Source organism: Arthrobacter sp. SW1 (genome assembly GCF_001766675.1).
Classification (GTDB): Bacteria; Actinomycetota; Actinomycetes; order Actinomycetales; family Micrococcaceae; genus Arthrobacter.
The window spans coordinates 1-1460 of sequence record NZ_MJLT01000043.1 but is presented as its reverse complement, the minus strand read 5'-3'; the positions used below and the strand labels follow the sequence as shown (position 1 = coordinate 1460).

Sequence of the window (1460 nt, the reverse complement as noted above, 5' to 3'; positions counted from 1 at the left end):
GGACGAAGCCCTGGACATGGCGGACCGGATCGCCGTCATGAACGGCGGCATCATCGAACAGTACGGCGCCCCCGCCGAAGTCTACGAGCGTCCGCAGACCCACTTCGTGGCCGACTTCATCGGCCAGGCGAACTTCTTCGCCGCCGCAGTTGTGTCCGACGACGGCGCTGCCGCCGACGATGAGCGCCGCTACGTGGTGGACGTGGACGGCTTTGGCCGCTTCGGCGCCGTGGGCGCCGCCGGTTTGGCGGGAAGCACCCATGAGATCGTGGTCCGCCCGCACCGCTTGAAGACTTCCCTCGAACAGCCCTCCGGGCCGTACATCGAAGGCGTGATTGAACGCGTCAGCTACACCGGCGATTCGCTGTCCCTCGGAGTCCGGGCCGGGGACAAGGACCTGCTGTCCCAGATGCCCACCGCCAGCACCGGCATTCCCCGGATCGGCGAGACCGCCTACCTGTCCTGGGACCCGGCCGATGCCTTCATCATCCCCGGCACCGCCGCGCCACCGGCCGCGGCCTCCCCGACGGCGGCAGGCGCCCCGGCAGGGGAACAGGTCGTGGCATCATGACCGTCACCGGCCTCGCACCGGGCGTGCTGGAGAAGGCCAAGACCCGGCGGGACCGCCGTACCGTCATCGCCCTCCTGGCGCCGGCAATCCTCGGCCTGGTGGCCGGCTTCGTGCTGCCGCTGGCCTACATGGTGCGGATGTCCTTCAACGAGGGCGGCCCCGACGGCGTGGTGGAGGAAGGCTTCACCCTCCGGCACTACACCGAACCGCTCAGTGATTCCTACTTCTGGAAGGTCACCCTGGACACGTTCCAGATGGGCCTGGTGGTCGGCATCCTCTGCGTGCTGGTTTCCTACCCGGTGGCGATGTTCCTGGCCCGCTCCACCAGCAAGTGGAAGGGACTCCTCACCGCTTTGGCCATCGCGCCGCTGCTGACCTCCGCCGTCGTCCGTACCTATGGCTGGATGGTCATCCTGGGCGACACCGGGCTGGTCAACTCCTCCCTCAAGGGCCTGGGCTTCATCACGGACCCGCTGAAGCTGACCAACAACATGACCGGCGTGACGATCGGCCTGGTGGAAATCTTCATGCCTTACGCCATCCTGGCCATGATCTCCGGGTTCGGCCGGCTCAGCCCGCAGCTGGAAGAGGCGGCGGGTTCCCTGGGCGCCAGCAAGTTCAAAGTGTTCACCCGCGTAACGCTCCCCCTGACCCTGCCGGGCGTGCTCACTGCGTTCCTCATGGTCTTCGTGCTCTCCGTCAGCACCTTCATCACCCCGCGCCTGCTGGGTGGCGGCGCGGTGCAGGTGCTGGCCACGGAAATCTACGACCAGACCACAGGCCTGCTCAACTGGCCCTTCGCAGCCGCCCTGTCCGTCATCCTGCTGCTGCTCTTCGGCCTCATCATCGCCGTGTACCAGCGCCTGACCAAGAAGATCGGAGCCTGAGA

General features: G+C 67.1%; 2 protein-coding genes. Both read left to right on the top strand.

The annotated features are described in order from the left end of the window. A partial coding sequence (locus BIU82_RS13400) for a TOBE domain-containing protein (protein WP_139146613.1) occupies positions 1-571 on the top strand: 571 nt, incomplete at its 5' end. Continuing rightward, complete coding sequence (locus BIU82_RS13395; RefSeq protein ID WP_083292337.1) at positions 568-1458, top strand: ABC transporter permease; 891 nt, start codon at positions 568-570, stop codon at positions 1456-1458. The genes BIU82_RS13400 and BIU82_RS13395, both read left to right, overlap by 4 nt. Positions 1459-1460: the final 2 nt, after the last annotated feature.

Excerpts from the sequence above, each read along its gene's own strand:
- BIU82_RS13395 (WP_083292337.1), top strand. The coding sequence starts at position 568 with ATGACCGTCACCGGCCTCGCACCGGGCGTGCTGGAGAAGGCCAAGACC.